Here is a 16,856-nt window from a genome sequence, read left to right on the forward strand (position 1 = left end):
CCGCCTCACGGCCTCAGTCGGCCAGCGCCGGCTCGAGCCCGAGATCCTTGATCACGTCGGCGTTGACGTTCTGGAAGCCCAGGCCCCAGCCGTCGTCCTCGCTCCACTCCCACAGGACAGGCAGTTCGAGACCCCCGCACTGGATGGCATCGCCGATGTCATCCACCGGCGGAGGTGCGGGAGGGGTCGTCGAGGGTGAGCTCGATGACGAGCCGGACGGAGAGCTCGACGGCGAGGTGGTCGTCGATGTGGTCGTCGATGTGGACGGAGGGGCGGGAGTGTCCGGCACGTCACACGGACCCAGCGCCATGCCGAGCTTCGCGGCTGCGGAGCGCTCCTCCCGCTCACCCGACTCGAGGCTGTCCTGGCTCCGCACGGTGACGCGCACCCTGTCCTGAACCGGGCTGTAGCTGTAGGAAACCAACGTGGAGTCGTTGCGGTTGGCGAAGTCCGAGGCGGCCGACTGGCCCAGGCCACCGGGAATCGACTGACCACTGACCAGCGCGGAGACGATCTGACCCGGCGCGTCGGTGACGACGGACTGCGCACCGGCGAGCGCTGCGGCGTCGGCGGCGGCCTGGAGGCTCGATGCCTCGTCCGTGGCCTTGCTCAACCGCACCCCGAAGAGCATGGCGAAGGCAAGGAGCAGGATAGCGACGACGACGATGATCGACATCGCGGCTGCTCCCTCTTCTGCCTTCCGATCGGGCCTACGCTTTCTTCGCTGCTGACCGCCCCTGATGCTCATGGATCCATCCTCCCGGCTTGCTCGCGATCTGCACGTCGCTCCACGACCCGGCAGCAAGAGGCCGGGGTGCACAGCGGACCCCGGCCCCTTGCTCAAGTAGGCAGGAGAACAGCGGTCCTCGTGCCTACCCGGGCATCACTTGTCCAGGATCTCGTTGACCGCCTCGGTGACGGCGCCCTGAACGTCCGCACCGTCGATGACCGTGATGACGGCACCGACGATGATGGCGGCGACGATGAGCATGCCCACGTACTCGAGGGCGCTCGCACCGCGCTCCTGCTCTGCCAGGCGCTGGGTGAGGGTGTGCTTGGCGACGGTGAACTTGGCGGCGGCCTTGTACGTCATGGTGATACTCCCTGGATCAGTCCGTGTGGTTCCCGGGGCCCCCTGAGCGGGGAACCTTCGTCCCTGTTGACAGAGAAGACATTACGGTCGACCGGCTCTCGCCCGCAGGGTCCTCGGGCCCGTCCTCGGGCCCAAGATCACTGTGGGCCCACGGGCCCAGTCAATGGCGCAACCAGAGCACGATCGCCTCGGCCCGCGTGACCACCCCGAGCTCGGCGAAGATCGCGTTGATGTGGTTCTTGACGGTCTTCTCCGCCAGGAACAGCTCTCGGGCGATCTGCTGGTTCGTTCGTCCCTGCGCCACCAGATCCATGACCTCCACCTGGCGCGGACTGAGCGTCGTCGTCTGGGCACCAACCCGTGTCACCGTCTGCGAGGAGACCTGCGTGGCGGCGTCGTCCCGGTCATCGCTGTCCCCCCGCAGCGCCGTGAGAGCCGGCCCCGAGAAGGCGCCGGCACCCGCTGCACACTGCCGGATCATCGATGCCAGGAACTGGGCGTCGAACGTCCCGTGAACGAGGTATCCGCTCGCTCCTCGACGGAGCACCTCCTGGATGACGTGAGCTTCGTCGGTGAAGGTCATCATGATCACCGTGGCCGTCGCCGACAGCTCGGTCGTGACGGAGACGCCGTCACGCTTGGGCATCCGCACGTCGAGCAGGACCACGTCGGGCTCGGCCTCGGCCGCAAGTGCCAGTGCCTCGTCGCCGTCGGCTGCCTCGGCGACGACCTCGAGATCATCCTCCGTAGACAACAACGCCTTAAGCCCCATGCGCACCACCGGACTGTCATCGACGATCAGGATTCGCAACCTCGTGCTCACCGCTCGATCAGCCCTTCCCTGTGGACGCTCAACGTGACGGTCGTGCCCCGGCCGGGCACGGAGACGACGTCGGCCAGGCCGCCGATACGAGCCATTCGTTCCCGGATGCCGACGACCCCGTGATGACCGGCCAACGCGGCCTCGGTCAGTGCGTGGGCAGACATGCCGACACCGTCGTCGCTGACCTTCAGGACCAGTCGATCCGTGCTCGGACACTCCAGGGCCACCACGACCCGGCACGGCCCTGCATGGTGACGCACATTGTCCAGCGCCTCGGTGAGGCTGTGCACCAGCTCGTACCGCACGGCATCGTCTTCCGTGTCGAGGTCCTGACGCACCGCAAGCTCGACGGTTCGTCCGCTGGTTGCCTGCCAGGCCATGGCTGCTTCCGCGACTGCCGAGGACAGTGTCTGGTCCGACGAGCGCTCCCGCAGCGAGGACATGATCTGACGGAGCTGGTGCACTGCCTGGGTCGTCATCGCCTGCAGCTGTGACGCGTGCTCACGCGCACCCGTGGGGTCCCGCTCCATCAGGGTGGGCAGGGCCGCGCTCGTCATGACGATCCCCTGCAGGGACTTCGCCATCGAGTCGTGGATCTCCCGCGCAATCGCCGTTCGCTCGCTCGACGCCGCGGCGTTGGCAATGGCATCCCGGACGACGGCCTGTGCCCGACGCTCTCCCTCGACGGCCGTGGCGATGACCAGACCCAGCAACCACAGGATGATGAAGACGAAGGGGAGGATGGCCGTGACCGTGAAACTTCCCTGGTCGACGGGGGTGGTGGCCTGCAGGCCGAGGAGGTAGACCGCCAGCAGGCACACGATGACGATTCCGCCCGCGACGCGGTCGATCCACAGGCCGAGCAGGAGGGCGGTCGGCAGCAAGACGAGGACGAGCGGGGAGTCGACGCCGGCGAACCCGACCGCGACCGCCATGAGCACCAGGTCGGCCAGGGCCAGGGCCGGGTGACGACTGACGAGGGACAGGTACTCGGGACGAGCAAGCCCGAGGTACGAGGTCAGTCCGGCGGCCACGACGCCGACGAGGATCGCCGGCGTCAGCTCCCGGCCCATGATCAGGACCAACGTGGCCAAGAGCCCGACCAGACGGACGACGAAGGCCGTCTGGGTGACGGACACCAGCAGCCGGGGCACCCCGTGGACATCAGCCACCGAGCAACGACCCCAACTGGTCACCACCGACTGCCACATACATACCGCCGACGATGAGGATGATCGTTGCCGGCACCATGACGGTCGTGACCACCATGGTCACCCGTGGCTCGATTCGGGCGGCGAGCTGGCGCATGCGCTGGGCCGCTGCCTTGCGCATCTCTGCCGCGATCTGGTTGAGCGTGTCCACCAGAGGCGCGCCGAGCTCCTCTGATTGCAGGTAGGCGGTGACGAACTCGTCCATCGCCGCAGAATCGGTCCGCTGCCGCATGGAGGTGAAGGCCGATCGCACAGTGGCCCCGTTGTTGATCTGGTGCAGAACCGTCGTGATCTCGTCACCGATCGGGCCTTCGAATCGGTGGGCGACTGTCCCCAACGCCGAACGGAAGCCCACGCCCGCACTGACCGTGACGGCGAGGACGTCGAGGAAGTCCGGCAGGTCCCGATCGATCTGCTCCCGTCGTTTGCGCGCCATCCCGGAGAGCCTGGACAGCGGGAGGACGATGACCGCGGCAATCGCCAGGATGACCTGCACGACGTTGGCCTGGAGGACCGCGATGACCACCACGGGCGTGAGGATGATCATCCACCGGGCCGAGTTCGACAGGATCGAGTCGACACTCATCCCGTTGGGGCGTCCGGCGACGTCCACCTGCCGCTGCAGCCACCTGATCACCTTGGGTGGCAACCATGCTCGCATCTTCGACCCAAGGGCCGACGCGACGCGCTGGAAGGCGCTCTCGCCCTCTCCCCGCTTGCGCTCCTCGCCCCTGAGGAGGACGAGGTCCTCGGCGAGCAGGTGCTCAGAGGGGTCCGACCGCAGCAGGTGGTACCCGCGGAAGACCAGCACCACGACGAGGAGGGCGACGAGTCCGGGGATGGCACCGACGAGAAAGCTCATCATTCGACCTTCGTCATGCGTCGGATGGCGAGAACACCCAGCGCAAAGAGCAGCCCGGCAGTGATCAGGACCACCTGACCGACGATGTCCGTCGTCATCTTCTGGACCGTGCCGGCCTCGATGGCGTTGAGCAGGAAGAGAATGGCGAAACCGACGAGGACGATCATGTTGGACGTCGCCACCGCCTGCGACAGGACGGTCTGCACCTCGCGGCGGGTCTCCTTGCGCTGGTCGAGCGCTTCGGCGATGTCACGCAGCGCGGACACGAGCGAGCCTCCGGAACGGGCGGAGACGATCAACGTGGAGATGAGCACGTTGCTCTCGCGCGTCCCGACGCGGTCCTTCAGCTCGGCCAGGGCCGAGTCGAGAGACGCACCGAACTTCATCGCGTTGGCCACGCGACCGAGCTCGGTCCGAGCCGGTTCGGTGAGCTCGTCACCCGCGATGGCGACAGCGGTGGGCATCGAGAGCCCCGCGTAGCTCGCGTTGGCCAGGACACGGGCCAGCTCGGGCAGCTGCGCGGTGAACTTCTCCCGACGCCGCACCTGTTCCCGCTGGAGATACCACCGCAGGGCGAGGTACCCGGCGACGAGGCCGAGGAGCGCCAGCGTCGGAGCCACGAAGTTCCACAGGACGTAGGTGACGACGACGCCCACGCCCACAGCCCCAGCCAGGACGAGTACCGGACGGACGACCACGCCGGCGATGTCGAGCTCGTTCTTCAGCCATCGTCCCAGCCGGGTCCGTCCCAGCCGCCGGTCCAGGTCCTCCAGGAGGGAGGCGTCATCACTGAGTCGGGTGCTCTCCGCACGGAGTACCGCGCGTCGACGATCGGCCGACAGCTCGACGAGATCACGGACGCCGAGGACGACGAGGAGCACGGCGAGAACCGAACCGCCGATGATGACCGGGACGGTCATGACATCGCCTCGGACCCGGGCTGGATCGAGGTCTCGAAGGGCGTCGTGTCGACGTGGCCGTGGCGCAGCCGCTCGAGGAACGCCTGCGGGATCTCGTGCTGGACGAAGACCCCCGTCGAACGGTCCGGGTTCTCGGCACGGGCGTCGAAGGTCATCAGCGGGACGAGGTTGAATTCCTCCTGGCGTCGACTGGCGACGTAGCAGATCTCGACGATCCGACGAGTGCCGTCGCGTTGTCGACCCAGCTGGACGATGACGTCGATCGCCGAGTTCGTCTGTGAGCGCAGGGCGTGGAAGGGGATGTCCACCTCACTCATCGCAGCCAAGGTCTCGAGGCGCGCCAGCGCATCATCGGTGGAGTTGGCGTGCACGGTGGTCAGTGACCCGTCGTGACCGGTGTTCATCGCTTGGAGCATGTCCAGCGCCTCACCGCCACGACACTCACCGACGATGATGCGATCGGGCCGCATCCGAAGGGAGTTGCGCACGAGGTCACGGATGGTCACCTGACCCCGACCCTCGACGTTCGGAGGGCGGGTCTCGAGGCGGATCGTGTGCGGCTGGTCCAGGCTCAGCTCGGCCGCGTCCTCGATGGTCACGATCCGCTCGTGCCGCGGGATGAAGGAGGACAGGGCATTGAGGAGGGTCGTCTTGCCGGACCCGGTGCCCCCGGAGACGACGACGTTGAGACGGGCATGGACGCACGCCTGGAGCAAGGCCGCAGAACGCTCGTCGAGGCTCTGGTGCTCACGGATGAGTGTCTGCAGACTCAGCGCTCGCGGAAAGAGACGGATCGTCACAGTCGGACCGTTGAGAGCCAGTGGCGGGAGCACGACGTTGACTCGTGCGCCTCGGGGCATGCGACTGTCGGCGGGGAGACGAGCATCGGCCATGGGACTCGACTCGTCGACACGACGATTGACCGTCGAGACGATCCGGTCGATGGTCTGAAGGAGCTGCTCCTCGCTGCTGAAGGGTGCCGGCCAGCGCTCGAGACGGCCAGCACGCTCGACGAAGATCGTGTCGTGACCGTTGATCATGACCTCGCTGACCTCCGGATCGGCGAGAATCGGCTCGAGAACGCCCAGGCCCACGGCTTCGTCGACGACACGACGGATGAGCTGATTGCGTTCACTCGCGGAGACGACGACGCCTTCTCGGGACACGAGGTGGGCGATGACCCGCTCCAGTCGAGCCCGGCGCTGGTTGGCATCCAGCTGGTTCAGCTCGTGGAGGTCGACCTCCTCGAGCAGCAAGCGGCGGAAGAAGGCGACCTGGGACTCGTCCTCGGTTGCCTGACCGATGGGGCTGTCGCCGATGAAGGAGGTGTACGAGCGGCTCATTCGGTCACCGGCATCTCGACCGATCTGGTGACGGATCCCAACGAGAAGGGCACGACTGTCGGGATCTCCACCTCGACGGTGTAGCGGTAACCCTCCCCGGGGGTCCTCGTACCCGAGGAGGACGCCATCGGCTCGAGCATGCCACCCAAGGACCCACGGACTGCCTCCTTGGGGTCCACTCCCACACTGTGCGCCCGGGCACCTGCTCGGGCAGCATCCGCGGTCTCGACGACGGTCCAGCCGACAACCCCGACCTGGAGCGCGATCAGTGCCGACAGCAGGAGGATCGGCAGCGTGCCGGCGACTTCGAGCGCAGCGGCGCCTCGCTCTCGAGTCCTCGTCATGGTTCCATCACCACCCCTTCGGTCACCGACAGCTGTTGGGGCAGGCCGGGGACGTCGAAGGATGCCGGAATGCTCATGTTCACGGTGACGCTCTCGGCGTGGGCACTCACGTCCAAGCCTGACCGGAAGGGCTCGGGCACGGCGTCACGAGCCTCGGCCCGGGCATCGTGCACATCGCTCGTGATCGCCCACTCCCGGGTAGCAGCCCCACTGGCGTGTCCGGTGTAGATGAAGGTCAAACCGGTGACCGCGAGCTGCCAGCCGAAGACGGCGAGTACGAGGGCGAGGGGGGTCATGGCGGCGTTCTCGAGGGCCACGGCGCCCCGCTCCCGCCGGCTCGTCGCGACCGACCCTGTCGACGACGATGCGACCATCTCGCCCGGAGGGGTGTCGTTCTCCGCGTTGCTCTCCGCCGCCTCGGCGACGGCTGGGGTCGGCTCGGTCCCCACCGCCGTGGCCTTGCGTTCCTTGCGTCGTCGCCGACCTCCTTCCGGCTTCACCGAGGGGTCCGCCGGAGTGGTCCTGCTCCCGGCATCCGAGAGCGCCAGGTCGGACCGGATGGCACGGATCAGGCGCCACCAACCGGACTCCGTGACCGATCGCGGGTCGCGATCGTTGATGGCCTGCTCGAGGACCCGCGGGCTCAGCGGGATCGTGGTCCCCAGGACGCTGGCGGTGGTCAGCTTCGCCACGGCCGAGCTGGGGAAGAGACTCCCCTTGTCGACCTGGTTCACGAGGATCATGCAGGAGGCCTCGTCGGTGACACCCAGCGCTTCCCATGCCTGCATCCGCTTGCGCATCGCCCGTACCGCGAGCACGTCAGCGGTCGTCACGACCAGCGTCGTGCCGGCGGCTTCGACGACCGCTGCCTGGGTCGGCGAGACGTGTCCACCGCCGTCCACGACGACGAGGTCGAAGTCGCGACGGAGAAGCTCGATGATGGCGCGCAGGGCGTCCGGGGTCACGTACTCCGCCTCCCGGACGTCCACCGGCGCGAGCATCATGTACAACCCGGTCTCGTGGTGGACCAGCGCGTCCCTGACTGTCTGCGCAGTCATGTCGTCGGAGACCCGGGCGACGTTGGCGATCGACACGGCCTGCCGAACCTCCAGGAGCGCACTGACGTCGCCCTTCTCCACGTCCGCGTCGACGACGCAGACGCGTGCGTCCGGGTTCTCCATGAGGTGGTCGAGCGCCATGTGCGTCGCGACGGTCGTGGTGCCGACGCCTCCCTTCGCGCCCACCACGGCCACCACCTTGCCTCGCCGCCCGGCGGTGACCTCCACCCCCTCGAGCACGGAGCGCATGGAGATGGCCCATCCGATGGCCGTGTCGAGGTGGGTGGCCACATCCTCGTACGCGAAGGGGTAACCGATGACCCCGCGCGCGCCGGCAGACATCACCTGGATCGTCTTCTCGTGGGTGCGGATGGCGGAGATCACGAGGACCGAGGTCCCGGGTGACCGTCGACTCAGCTCTCCAACGATGACGCTCGTCGGCTGCGGGCCGAGGTTCTCGTCGACGAGAACGACCATCGGGTTGAGACGGCGTGACCGCTCCAGGAGCGCGTCCGTCGTCTCGGTGATCGCCTCGACCTCGTAGTCCCCCTGCTCGTCGAGGATCCCCGAGAGGTCGGAGGCGAGATTCGGGTCCGGTGTCCCGATGATGACGCTGGTCACTGGTTCTCCCCTTCGGTCACGGCCTTGCCTCCGAGGTCACCGGCATCGAACTCCTCCACGTCGCTCTGCCGGTCGACACCGACATCGCTCGGCAGCGCCACCAGGCGCACCTCGTCGGCGAAGGCGGCGGCGTAGGTCACGGCCATGGTCTTCTCCGGCGACAACGCCAGCGTGACGGGGATGACCTCCTGCTCGGTCAATCCCCCCTGGTTCGACTTGGTGACCGTCTGCTTGCCGGCGATGGACACGACGCGCACGTCCTTGTCGACCATCTTCACGCTGGCCGGTAGGCCGGGAACCTCACCGAACACGGCGATGATGTCGACCCGGTCCCCGGGGCGGACGCGGCCCGCGACACCGGTGACCGCGTTGACGTTGATCGCGATCTCGCGCTCGTCCCGGTCGAGGCTGGAGCTCGGGATGAGCATGTCCGAGCTGACGGTGCTCCCGGGGTTCACCCGGAATCCGATCCGTCGCCCCTGCAGGTCGCTCATGCTCAGCACGGACGAATCCGCGGCCCACCGAGCGGGCACCTCGACGGGCTCGACGTTCTGGGCGCCGAGCGGCGTGTAGGGCTCGATGGCCTCCGTGGCCCGGTACACGGTCACCCTGGACCCCACCTGGCTGTTGACCGACGCCACATAGCCGGTGACGACGAAGAAGGTGGCGATGGCGACGAGCGCGGCGATGATGATCATCACCAGTCCTCGACGTTGGCGGGGATTCACGCGGTCTCCTGGGATTCATGGTCGAGCCGGACGCGACAGAAGGGGCAGACGTGGCCACCCACCGTGAGCGCGCATACGGGGCAGGTGTGGGTGGGCAAGGCGTCATCGCGCCCGAGACGGGCGTACTCGACGCCGCTGGCCCCGTACCGGGCAGCAGTCGAGCCCACCGGGGGCAAGGTGCTCGACTGCGCGCCGAAGACCTCGGAGAGCACCGCCGTGGCCATCGCGTCCTCCGTCTCCTCGCTGACGAGGTGGCCGTCGTGCGGGACGAGCGCATCCGCGGCCCCGGCCGCGGAGACGACCATGCGATCCGGACTCATCGTCGCGACGTACCCACGGCCTCCCGGCAGCATCGAGCGAAGGTGCTGGCTGAACCTCGGCTGGGGGGAGCGCAGCCGGTGGACCCGTCGGAGCCAGACACCCGAGTCCGTCGTCGCGAGCATCGACTGGAGCTGGGCGACGACCCCGGGAGAGTCGGGGCGGCTCTCCAGGGCGGTCATCCCGCACGCTCCCAACGCCAGCAGCGAGACCTCGCGCTCGAGCACGCAGAAGGCGATGTCCGGGTGCTGTCCGGCGGCGATGGTCGTCTGCAACCTGGCCTGCGAGCGCGTCTCCGGCCGGGTCAGCACGACGACGTGCGTCGTCGACGTGCCCTCGACCCAGTGCGTGAGCGCGACGGGGTCGTGGGCGGAGACGACGATGAGCGGCAGATCCCCGCGCACCCAGGTGCGCACGGTCACCTCGGACTGCGTCCCGTCGACCACGGCGACCGCAAGCCGCATACAGCGCCCCCTGACACTCCGGATGGTCCATCTGACGCCTGCTCGTCGTACGGAACCGTTCGAAATAGTAGAGGATGTGCGGAATCTGACAACTCGAGGGGGAACTTTCGACCATGGCGAGGAGACGACGGGCCACCCGTCGGCGTACCAGCTTGGATCGAGCACACCGGACGGCCGTCGTCGTCAGCACGACGCTCTTCCTGGCAGCCCTGGTGGCCATCGGCGTCGGGTCCTACGCCTGGCAGCTGGACCGCAACCCACCGACCCGGGTGACCCCCGACTCCGCGGTCCGGATCGGCTCGACCCCGCTCTTCGACCCCGGCGTCACGCTCTTCGTCCACGAGAGCACGGTCGACGACACCACGCCGGCACGGTGGGGTTGCGCGTTGTCGACGTCGGACGGACGGCGACCGCTGGACACTCCCGGTGACATCGAGCGCACGGGCACGCGGGTGCAGGAAGGTCAAGCACTCGTGCCCGCCCTGCGCATCGGCAGGACGACCGACACCGATCGCCTCTCCTGCTCGGACCTGCCTGCGGAGTCCGTGGTCTGGTCGTTGCCGACCGAGGCGGGATACCCGCGGATCCCGATGGCGCTCGTCGTCGGGGGCGTCGCGCTGGCAGGTGCCGGTGCACTCATCCATCCCCGCTCCCGGGGGTTGGGCCGCTTTGCCTGACCCCACATCCGCACCGACAACCGGGTAGCCTCGCGACGGACCGGGGAGATGTCAGGGAAGGGAAACCCGATGCACACGCTCAGCCCCACCATCGTCAAGGCCGCGCTCGCGGTCGGTGGCATGATCCTCGTGGCGGTCATCGTGGTCCTCACGGTCCTTGCCGGAAAGGGCTCCGCCGAGCCCGAGCTCCTGGCCGACTCCATGGCGGGACAGGCCACCCGGGTGCAGGTCGGCGAAGGAACGGCCGTGGTGTGGGTCTCTGGTTCCGGGTCCGCCGATCCGCGTCCCGGCGATGGGCCCGACCCCGGCCTGTGCAGCGTCACCGGAGAGGGGATGCCGTCCCTCGCCGACCCGGACACGACGGACACGACCACCATCGGCGGCACGACCCTGTACCCGGTCGCCCAGGTGGAGGACTACACGGCCCCGATGAAGGTCGTCTGTTCGGGCGGGTCCATCGACCACGTCTACCTCATGCGCTGACGCCGGGACGCCCGCTCTCTCACGGGAATGCCGGCTGCCTGATCTGCTCCTCGACGAGGTCGGCCAGGGCGTCGTGGCCCTGGGCGTTGGGGTGGAAACTGCCGGGGTCGACCAGCGACAGGCCGGGTCCGCCCCAGTTCAGGTCGTTGATCCAGGGATCGTCGGAGCCGATCCCGTGCCCGCGGAAGGCCGCCGTCGGGTCGATGAACTCCACCCCCGCCTCACGCGCAGCCGACCGCAACATGTCGTTGAGCTCACCCGCCTGCTCGTTCATCCACGCCTGGTCCTCGGCGAAGAGCAGGTTGCCGAGGCTGTCCCGGGGGTTCTGCCCGAAGAGCTCCGGGTAACCGACGATGACGACCCGGGCGTCGGGGGCCCGCTCCTGGATCTCGTCATAGGTGTCCACGAGTTCGCCGTGCAGCGTCTCCAGACGCTCCTCGATCCGGTCCGCGTGCTTGTCACGGCACGAGTCGAGTATGGGGATCCCGCTCTCCCCGTTGATGATGCAGTCCGCGACGACCGTGCCGAAGCCGAGGTCGTTGCCGCCGATGGACAACGTGACGAGGGAGACGTCGTCGTCGAGCTCGTCCAGCTGCGGGTCCTCGTGGTCGTTGGAGGCGTTGGAGTCGGTGAGGTCGCCCTGCGTGGCACCGGAGCACGCGGCGAAGGTGGACCCCCCGTGGAAGGTGATGCCCGTCCCCCCGCGCTGGATCACCTCGGCATAGGCGTTTCCCGAACGGTGGCACCGATTGCGCTCGTCATCTCCCCAGTTGTCCCGGTCCCACTCGTCACCGTGGTCGTAGTCGGTGTCCGGGTCGTAGTCGCCGGCACCCTCACCAGAGGCATAGCTGTCACCCAGGGCCACGTACTCCCCCCACGTGGCCCGCTCCAGCGGGGTGGCCGTCGAATCATCGGGAGGGCAGCTGTCCCGGTCGAGGACCTGGCACACGGCACTGCCCACGACCGTCGGCAGCTGGGCGCTGCTGAGTGTCACGATGACTCCCGCGACGAGAATCGCCGTGACGATCGTCAGGCCGACCCGCTCGAGGGCGGCGGCCCCCTGCTCCGCCGCCCTCGAGCGGTACCCCCGCGACCGCACGATCAGTCCGTCCGGTCGAAGGCCCCGACGGCGTCCTCGAGGACCTGCGGGTCGGGGTGGTCCTTGAGCGCGTACGAGGTGTAGGCGACCAGGGCATGGTCGTCGCTCAGGAGGACCATGTCGGTGGTCGGGCCGGCTCCCGTGGTCGCCGTCTGGCGCCAGGCCACGGCGTTGGCCGGCAGCCCCGCGACCTCCAGGGGCTCGACGTCGAAGCGCACGGTCGGACTGTCCGTCTTGTTGCCCTTGGTCTCGTATGACGAGCATCCGGGAAGGGATGCCTTGAGGTCGCGGACCACCGCCGCCGGCGTCGTGGAATCCGAGTGGATGCGCACGTGCTGGGCGAGGAAGGGGCCCAGACCCCCCTGCGAGTACCGGATGGCGCCACCATCGACCGGCTTCTGCGGCTCGATGTCGACACCGCAGACGAGCTGCTTGAAGCCGGGGCCGGGTGGGTCACTGTCCCGCCACGTTCCGGGGAGGTCGTCGGCGGAGACAAACCGGTCGGCGACCGGTCGCGCGTCCGGACCGGTCGGCGCCGCGGACGTCTGGGCCGTCCGCGCGGTCGACTCCCGAGCCGGCTCGTCCCCGCAGCCGCTCAGGCCGAGCACCAGTGCACCCACCGCCACCGCGGCAGCGCGACGCACTGCGGGCACCGCCCGTGGTGTCCTACTTGTGGCTCGACCGCCCATGCCTTCGTTCTCCTTCGATCCCGGGCCACCCCGGGGCTGCGTCCTGATCGAAGGTAGAAGGATGCGAACCGCGCGGACAGGGGCCACGGGCCCGGTTGTGGGCCCGCCTGCTGGTGGGGCCAGGGACCCACGACGATCCGGGCGAAGGGGGCCCGGCCCGGAACGGTGGGGCTAGAGGAGGGCGAGGAGCGCGGCGCCGAGGCCGAGGAGCACGGAGAGGATCCCCGCGGGCAGGGACCAGCGTCGACGAACGAGACCGACGAGGGCGAGGATCAGGCCCGGCACCGCCAGCAGGGCCATGCGTTGACCCCGGGCCGACTCCGCGAGCGCCGCCGTCGTGGGCTCGATGTAGAAGCCCTTGGTCAGGGCCCAGAAGCAGACGACCAGGTTGAGTACCAGCGCGAGTGCCGGGACGGCTCTCATGAGATCTCCTGGAGCAGGGCGCCGACGGCGGGTGCCACGAGGACGAGCAGCGTGCCGGCGACGAGGTAGGGGCCGAAGGCGAGGTGGGACTTGCGACCGGCACCGGTGAAGACCACGAGGTAGGCGGCGGCGACACCGGCGAGCAGGAAGGAGCTCAGGGTGCCCAGCAGGACATGCGCCCAGGACAGGTGACCCAGCAGCATCCCCAGGCTCGGTGCGAGCTTCGCGTCCCCCAGGCCCATGCCCGCGCCACCACCCACGAGGACGAGGACGAGGTAGAACCCACCAAGTGCGAGCCCCGAGATCAGGGCCCGCACCCAGGCATCGACGTCGTCCGCCACGAGCGCTGCACCGAGGAGGCCGACCACCACCCCGGCCGCCAGCGGGTAGGTGATCATGTCCGGCAGGCGGAAGACGTCGATGTCGATGGCACCGAGGACGACGAGGGCGATGGCGGCCACGGACTGCACGGTCACGAGCAGGGGCTGGTCCGGACGCGCGAGCACCAGGAGCGCTGGAAGAAGGACGCAGGCGAGCACCACCCAGCCGACCCGGCGGGTCGGCAGGTCCACCTCGTCCTCGTAGCGGTATGCCTGCGAGCGCAGCCACCGGGCACACCACAGACCGACCGCGCCGCCGAGGAGCGCCGCGACCCCGACCCAGGGGAGCACGCCATCGCTCATCGAACCATCCGTGTCACCGTCGGATCGTCCATCCGGCGATCAGGGCCGGGATGCCCATCACGAGCCCGAGGATCCCCGCTCCCAGGGCGACGAGTCCGATGAGCGTGGTGGAGCGGCCGAAGGTGGACTGCTCGGACAGGGCCGCAGAGGAGAGTGTGTCGTCGGAGCAGGTCAGCGTCGCCGGCTCGGACCGTAGCTCGATCTGCGCGAACGGGTGCCACGTGGTCCCCTCGACGGTGATCGGATCACCGAGGGCGAAGTCGACGTTCCCGATCCGGGTGCCGCTGGCGACGTCGCCGTCGTCCTCGATGAGTTCGCAGCCCAGCATGCGGGGCGAGTCGCTCGCGGGCTCAGGGGTGTAGACCATCACCGACCCACCGAGAAGGCCGGAGTCCGAGGGGACGGCCACCTCCGGCCCCTCGGTGACCGTGAGACGGACCGGATCGTTGCCCTGTGCGAGGGTCACCCCCCCGACGATGATCGAGGCGACACCGCCGATGACCAGGGATGCGCCGGCGACGAGCAGGACGAGCTTCAGGACCGACGAGAACGGTGTCATGGAGATGCGCGGGCCCGACTACCGCAGTCCGGAGGTGTCGATGCGCTCGTCGGCGATCGCCGGCCGGGACCGGACCGTGACGACCACGACGACCATCCACACCAAGGCATCCACCACCCATGCGAGGGTGCCCTCCCACCCGAATGCGGTGGCGATCAGCGCCTTGCCGCTCCACGCGGCCGGCAGGAGGACGTACGCGACCAGCCCGGCGACGAGCCACAGGGTCCGCGGGCCGCCGCGCGACCAGCGGTACCCCGTGGTGAGCACCAGGGCCACCGTGCCGAGGACGAGGACGGTGCGCACCACGGCACCGACGGGGACGCTCAGGGCCATGATGCCGATGATCGACCCGACGACGCCGAAGATGGTGGCGGCGGCCACGAGGACCAAGCAGGTCAGGACGGCGCCAACCATTCGCCTGGTCGTCCAAGTGTGTGTCGTCGGCGACGGATGGAGATCATGGACCACGCGCGTCACGCCCCCTTGAAGGTCGCGAGGATCGTCGGAAGCTCGCTCTCCTCGAAGGTGTCCGCGTCACCGATGGCCACGACGTTGAGGATGAGGTTCGAGTCGATCTGGGCCATCAGCTGCCACGTCTCGCGGCGCTGGCCTCCTGCACCGCCGACAGGATTCGTCCACTGGACGAGGACGGCCTTCTCGGCGCCGGGCCAGGTGACCTCGGAGCGCTTCACCTCGTCCTCGTTGTTGACCGACTGCATCTCCTCCAGGACGAAGGACTGCTGGATGACGTCCTGCTTCGGCTTCACGTCCCGCAGGACCGCCACCCGTTGCAGCGAGGTGTCCCCGTCATCCGCCCGTGGCGCGTCGAAGACGTAGGCCTTCGTACCGTTGTCCGCCGTGACGATCTCCTCCTCGAAGGAGCCGGGGACACCGATGGTGAAGTCCGGCCCCTCGACGGTGCGCCACTGCGAGGACACGGCAGTCGGCGTGACCGACGGCGTCGGCGTCCCGGTGGGCTGCATCTCAGACTGTGAGGGGTTCACACTCTCCTCCTCCGGCTCGTCCGAGGACGAGCACGCAGCCATGACCACCACCAGGGCCGTGGTCACGGCCACGATGGAGCGATGGCGGGCGGACATCAGTCACCCCCCGCGGCCGTGGCGCCGCTGCAACTCGTCCATTCGGACATCTGCGATCCGTCCCAGTATTGCGCATCGGTCAGGTCGACGGTCTGGGTCGACACATCCACCGCACCTGCCAGCGCGATGGGCCCGGCCTTGCCACCGCCGTTGCCGGCCAGCGGAGTCGAGCCGGCCATATCGTAGCCCTGCTGGGTCAGGCTGCCGGTCTGTCGGACCCGGTTGAAGTAGTTCAGGTCGACGGGGACCGTGGCCGGCAGCGCGACCGCTGCGGTGGCGCCACCGACGGACTTGACGCCCTGGCTGGCGAGGAAGGACCAGCCAGCCACCTGGTTGTCCTCGGAGTCCATGGGCAGCGAGGTCTGGAAGACCGTCGAACGGCCGGCCGACGTGTCGATGTCCTTGCCCTCGTACTCCCCGGTGAAGGCCGCAGCGGCCACGCCGCTCCCTTCACCGGAGGCAGTGACCGTGGCATCGACGGAGCTCACCTGACCATCGGGATCCACCGTCACTGCTGTGACCATCTTCATGGAGCCGTCGACGTCACCGCCCTTGAAGTCAACCCCCTCGGTGTCCACCCCGAGGGTGTTCAGCCCGGCCTCCCCACTGACCTCGGACGACAGGTAGAACGTTTTCGAGCCATCCTTGGACTGCCGGTATCCGAGGGCCTGGGCGGCACTCACTCCGGCGTTGGCCGTGCCGATACTGGCCACCTGGGCCGACGCGTTGACCGAGAACCCGCCTTCGTAGAACGTCTCGTCCGCTTCCGGAAGGGGCTTGGTCAGTCCGGTTCCCTCGGTCACCTTGTCGGTCAGCCAGCGCACGGGCCCGGACTCGGCCACCAGCTCGTCCTTGGCGACGTCGGCGATGTGGGCCTCCACCACATCGCGCATCTCGGCCTCGTCCTCGGCGTGGTAGACCTCACCCTCGGTGATGGACAAACCAGCGCCCACGTCAGCCGATGCCTGGTTGCCGACCGTGCGGTCGGCGACGGTCAATGACATGCCACCGCCCACGCCGAGTTCGACGCCGGCACCCTCGCCCTTGCTGAAGGTCAGCTTGTAGGTCCCGTCGCTGAGCTGCTCGATCTGGAACTGTCGCCCGTTCTCCAGGGTGACCACCGAGATGGAGACCTGACCGTGGACGTTGCCGGAGGACCCGGTCACGGTGCAGGGTTCCGTCGGCTCGGGTCGCTTCGCGGTGTCGTCCCCACCGGAGGATCCACACCCGCCCTGCCCCAGGTTGAGGATGGTGCACACGGCCTGGCGAGCGCTCTCCGCGACAGGGGTGCGCTGGGTCAGCACCACCACGAGCGCTCCCACGAGCATCGCGGAGACGACGATGATTCCCACCCGTTC

General features: G+C 68.6%; 21 protein-coding genes. 2 read left to right on the forward strand and 19 right to left on the reverse strand.

Annotated elements, in window-relative coordinates; genetic code table 11:
* Positions 1-13: 13 nt before the first annotated feature.
* The 11 genes from O9K63_RS12190 to O9K63_RS12240 form a co-directional block, all read right to left on the reverse strand.
* Positions 14-676: a pilus assembly protein TadG-related protein gene (locus O9K63_RS12190; RefSeq protein ID WP_277238203.1), complete on the reverse strand. Its 663-nt coding sequence runs from the start codon at positions 674-676 to the stop codon at positions 14-16.
* Between the two features lie 207 nt (positions 677-883).
* Complete coding sequence (locus tag O9K63_RS12195) at positions 884-1,093, reverse strand: hypothetical protein (protein WP_277238204.1); 210 nt, start codon at positions 1,091-1,093, stop codon at positions 884-886.
* 160 nt (positions 1,094-1,253) lie between these two features.
* Entirely contained in the window at positions 1,254-1,916 is a 663-nt protein-coding gene (locus tag O9K63_RS12200; protein WP_431190321.1) for a response regulator, read from the reverse strand.
* Positions 1,913-3,088: a sensor histidine kinase gene (locus tag O9K63_RS12205; protein WP_277238208.1), complete on the reverse strand. Its 1,176-nt coding sequence runs from the start codon at positions 3,086-3,088 to the stop codon at positions 1,913-1,915. The genes O9K63_RS12200 and O9K63_RS12205 overlap by 4 nt, the downstream gene beginning before the upstream one ends.
* On the reverse strand, positions 3,081-3,989 hold the full coding sequence (locus O9K63_RS12210) for a type II secretion system F family protein (protein WP_277238210.1): 909 nt from the start codon (positions 3,987-3,989) through the stop codon (positions 3,081-3,083). The genes O9K63_RS12205 and O9K63_RS12210 overlap by 8 nt, the downstream gene beginning before the upstream one ends.
* Positions 3,989-4,909, reverse strand: a complete 921-nt coding sequence (locus O9K63_RS12215) for a type II secretion system F family protein (RefSeq protein WP_277238212.1) — start codon at positions 4,907-4,909, stop codon at positions 3,989-3,991. Before O9K63_RS12215 ends, O9K63_RS12210 begins: the two co-directional genes overlap by 1 nt.
* Entirely contained in the window at positions 4,906-6,252 is a 1,347-nt protein-coding gene (locus O9K63_RS12220; RefSeq protein ID WP_277238213.1) for a CpaF family protein, read from the reverse strand. The genes O9K63_RS12215 and O9K63_RS12220 overlap by 4 nt, the downstream gene beginning before the upstream one ends.
* Positions 6,249-6,596, reverse strand: a complete 348-nt coding sequence (locus O9K63_RS12225; protein ID WP_277238215.1) for a TadE/TadG family type IV pilus assembly protein — start codon at positions 6,594-6,596, stop codon at positions 6,249-6,251. The genes O9K63_RS12220 and O9K63_RS12225 overlap by 4 nt, the downstream gene beginning before the upstream one ends.
* Positions 6,593-8,275 carry a P-loop NTPase gene (locus tag O9K63_RS12230; protein ID WP_277238217.1) on the reverse strand — a complete coding sequence of 561 codons (1,683 nt, stop codon included), beginning with the start codon at positions 8,273-8,275 and terminating at the stop codon, positions 6,593-6,595. Before O9K63_RS12230 ends, O9K63_RS12225 begins: the two co-directional genes overlap by 4 nt.
* Complete coding sequence (gene cpaB / locus O9K63_RS12235) at positions 8,272-8,973, reverse strand: Flp pilus assembly protein CpaB (protein WP_277238219.1); 702 nt, start codon at positions 8,971-8,973, stop codon at positions 8,272-8,274. Before cpaB ends, O9K63_RS12230 begins: the two co-directional genes overlap by 4 nt.
* A 26-nt stretch (positions 8,974-8,999) precedes the next feature.
* The gene (locus O9K63_RS12240; protein ID WP_277238221.1) at positions 9,000-9,785 is read right to left on the reverse strand and encodes a hypothetical protein; all 786 of its coding nucleotides are present in this window, start codon (positions 9,783-9,785) and stop codon (positions 9,000-9,002) included.
* A gap of 152 nt (positions 9,786-9,937) precedes the next feature.
* Between O9K63_RS12240 and O9K63_RS12245 the strand changes: the two genes are divergently transcribed.
* Both O9K63_RS12245 and O9K63_RS12250 read left to right on the forward strand, forming a co-directional pair.
* A complete protein-coding gene (locus O9K63_RS12245; protein ID WP_277238223.1) occupies positions 9,938-10,462 on the forward strand; it encodes a hypothetical protein in 525 nt (174 codons plus the stop codon).
* 69 nt (positions 10,463-10,531) lie between these two features.
* Positions 10,532-10,945 (forward strand): hypothetical protein, encoded by a 414-nt coding sequence (locus tag O9K63_RS12250; RefSeq protein ID WP_277238225.1) that lies wholly within the window; start codon positions 10,532-10,534, stop codon positions 10,943-10,945.
* Between the two features lie 19 nt (positions 10,946-10,964).
* Here O9K63_RS12250 and O9K63_RS12255 read toward each other — a convergent pair whose 3' ends face one another.
* From O9K63_RS12255 to O9K63_RS12290, 8 genes are all read right to left on the reverse strand, one after another.
* On the reverse strand, positions 10,965-12,044 hold the full coding sequence (locus tag O9K63_RS12255) for an SGNH/GDSL hydrolase family protein (RefSeq protein ID WP_277238227.1): 1,080 nt from the start codon (positions 12,042-12,044) through the stop codon (positions 10,965-10,967).
* 2 nt (positions 12,045-12,046) lie between these two features.
* Positions 12,047-12,688 (reverse strand): hypothetical protein, encoded by a 642-nt coding sequence (locus O9K63_RS12260; protein WP_277238229.1) that lies wholly within the window; start codon positions 12,686-12,688, stop codon positions 12,047-12,049.
* Between the two features lie 216 nt (positions 12,689-12,904).
* A complete protein-coding gene (locus O9K63_RS12265) occupies positions 12,905-13,156 on the reverse strand; it encodes a hypothetical protein (RefSeq protein WP_277238231.1) in 252 nt (83 codons plus the stop codon).
* A complete protein-coding gene (locus tag O9K63_RS12270; protein ID WP_277238233.1) occupies positions 13,153-13,839 on the reverse strand; it encodes a prepilin peptidase in 687 nt (228 codons plus the stop codon). Before O9K63_RS12270 ends, O9K63_RS12265 begins: the two co-directional genes overlap by 4 nt.
* Positions 13,840-13,852: 13 nt before the next feature.
* Positions 13,853-14,398 carry a hypothetical protein gene (locus O9K63_RS12275; RefSeq protein ID WP_277238235.1) on the reverse strand — a complete coding sequence of 182 codons (546 nt, stop codon included), beginning with the start codon at positions 14,396-14,398 and terminating at the stop codon, positions 13,853-13,855.
* 18 nt (positions 14,399-14,416) lie between these two features.
* Positions 14,417-14,812, reverse strand: coding sequence for a hypothetical protein (locus O9K63_RS12280; protein WP_277238237.1), 396 nt, complete (start codon positions 14,810-14,812; stop codon positions 14,417-14,419).
* Between the two features lie 59 nt (positions 14,813-14,871).
* Positions 14,872-15,498, reverse strand: coding sequence for a hypothetical protein (locus O9K63_RS12285; protein ID WP_277238239.1), 627 nt, complete (start codon positions 15,496-15,498; stop codon positions 14,872-14,874).
* Positions 15,498-16,850, reverse strand: a complete 1,353-nt coding sequence (locus O9K63_RS12290; RefSeq protein ID WP_277238241.1) for a hypothetical protein — start codon at positions 16,848-16,850, stop codon at positions 15,498-15,500. Before O9K63_RS12290 ends, O9K63_RS12285 begins: the two co-directional genes overlap by 1 nt.
* Positions 16,851-16,856: the final 6 nt, after the last annotated feature.

Source organism: Janibacter cremeus (genome assembly GCF_029395675.1).
Taxonomy (GTDB): Bacteria; Actinomycetota; Actinomycetes; order Actinomycetales; family Dermatophilaceae; genus Janibacter; species Janibacter cremeus_A.

Bases quoted from the DNA above. Each gene is read 5' to 3' on its own strand.
- O9K63_RS12265 (WP_277238231.1), bottom strand. From the start codon at position 13,156: ATGAGAGCCGTCCCGGCACTCGCGCTGGTACTCAACCTGGTCGTCTGC.
- O9K63_RS12195 (WP_277238204.1), bottom strand. From the start codon at position 1,093: ATGACGTACAAGGCCGCCGCCAAGTTCACCGTCGCCAAGCACACCCTC.
- O9K63_RS12190 (WP_277238203.1), bottom strand. From the start codon at position 676: ATGTCGATCATCGTCGTCGTCGCTATCCTGCTCCTTGCCTTCGCCATG.
- O9K63_RS12280 (WP_277238237.1), bottom strand. From the start codon at position 14,812: ATGGTTGGCGCCGTCCTGACCTGCTTGGTCCTCGTGGCCGCCGCCACC.
- O9K63_RS12240 (WP_277238221.1), bottom strand. From the start codon at position 9,785: ATGCGGCTTGCGGTCGCCGTGGTCGACGGGACGCAGTCCGAGGTGACC.
- O9K63_RS12225 (WP_277238215.1), bottom strand. From the start codon at position 6,596: ATGACGAGGACTCGAGAGCGAGGCGCCGCTGCGCTCGAAGTCGCCGGC.
- O9K63_RS12220 (WP_277238213.1), bottom strand. From the start codon at position 6,252: ATGAGCCGCTCGTACACCTCCTTCATCGGCGACAGCCCCATCGGTCAG.
- O9K63_RS12285 (WP_277238239.1), bottom strand. From the start codon at position 15,498: ATGTCCGCCCGCCATCGCTCCATCGTGGCCGTGACCACGGCCCTGGTG.
- O9K63_RS12270 (WP_277238233.1), bottom strand. From the start codon at position 13,839: ATGAGCGATGGCGTGCTCCCCTGGGTCGGGGTCGCGGCGCTCCTCGGC.
- O9K63_RS12215 (WP_277238212.1), bottom strand. From the start codon at position 4,909: ATGACCGTCCCGGTCATCATCGGCGGTTCGGTTCTCGCCGTGCTCCTC.
- O9K63_RS12275 (WP_277238235.1), bottom strand. From the start codon at position 14,398: ATGACACCGTTCTCGTCGGTCCTGAAGCTCGTCCTGCTCGTCGCCGGC.
- O9K63_RS12250 (WP_277238225.1), top strand. From the start codon at position 10,532: ATGCACACGCTCAGCCCCACCATCGTCAAGGCCGCGCTCGCGGTCGGT.
- O9K63_RS12210 (WP_277238210.1), bottom strand. From the start codon at position 3,989: ATGAGCTTTCTCGTCGGTGCCATCCCCGGACTCGTCGCCCTCCTCGTC.
- cpaB (WP_277238219.1), bottom strand. From the start codon at position 8,973: ATGATCATCATCGCCGCGCTCGTCGCCATCGCCACCTTCTTCGTCGTC.